Below are 854 nucleotides of genomic sequence, written 5' to 3' on the forward strand. Positions count from 1 at the left end.
TAAGGTTGGAGAAAGAGACTTTGTCGTTGTACTAGCCATTGAAGGAAAAACACTCTCCTCAGAGGAATTTAGTAAGCAACTAGAGCAAGCTTCTATCAAAGGATATTCAACACTTACTTTTATCATTGGAGGGAGTTTGGGTCTAGCTCCTGTTGTAAAAAATAGGGCCAATCTTTCTGTCAGTTTTGGACGTCTGACATTACCACATCAGTTAATGAGATTGGTTTTAGTTGAACAAATTTACCGTGCTTTTACAATTCAGCAGGGTTCTCCTTACCACAAATAGAAGATTGACTTAGCTCTTGTTTTTTGATAGAATGGTCATGTTAGGTCTCATAGCTCAGCTGGATAGAGCATTCGCCTTCTAAGCGAACGGTCGCAGGTTCGAATCCTGCTGGGATCAATTTTAGATGCGAAGCTGGGGTAAATCCCAGCTTTTTTCTTAAAAAAGTGCGTTTCAGGTGCAAAAATGTACAGTTGGGAAGAATTTTTTCTTACATGGTCTTCATTTTGTATAATAGGTGTGTAAGTTAACTTACAAGGAAAAATAATACAGGAGATTTCATTATGAAAAATACAGTAAAGTTGGAACAATTTAAAGAGGTAACAGAGGCAGAATTGCAGGAGATTCGGGGTGGAGATTGGAGAATTTCAGAAACAATTCGTAATCTTATTTTTCCAAGAAGAAAGTAATGAAATAAAGGTAGAGAGTAATGGATTTATTTGGATTAGGGATAGCTATTTTTTATTTTATCATTATTAGCAAAATTTATGAATGGATCTGTAAAATAAATAGAAAAGAACAAATTGTTTTTTTCTGTTATACATGCATCTCAGTTTTTATACTTGAAGAA

At 34.8% G+C, this 854-nt stretch carries 2 protein-coding genes and 1 tRNA gene; all 3 read left to right on the forward strand.

Going from position 1 to position 854, the window contains the following annotated elements:
• A partial coding sequence (locus GMD5S_RS0209745; RefSeq protein WP_016893888.1) for a 23S rRNA (pseudouridine(1915)-N(3))-methyltransferase RlmH occupies positions 1-286 on the forward strand: 286 nt, incomplete at its 5' end.
• 43 nt (positions 287-329) lie between these two features.
• A tRNA-Arg gene (locus GMD5S_RS0209750) sits at positions 330-403 on the forward strand.
• A 164-nt stretch (positions 404-567) separates the two neighbouring features.
• Positions 568-693, forward strand: coding sequence for a competence-stimulating peptide ComC (gene comC / locus GMD5S_RS0209755; RefSeq protein WP_000799678.1), 126 nt, complete (start codon positions 568-570; stop codon positions 691-693).
• Positions 694-854: the final 161 nt, after the last annotated feature.

The organism is Streptococcus sp. GMD5S (assembly GCF_000298715.2).
In the GTDB taxonomy this organism is placed as follows: Bacteria; Bacillota; Bacilli; order Lactobacillales; family Streptococcaceae; genus Streptococcus.

Excerpts from the sequence above, each read along its gene's own strand:
- comC (WP_000799678.1), top strand. The coding sequence starts at position 568 with ATGAAAAATACAGTAAAGTTGGAACAATTTAAAGAGGTAACAGAGGCA.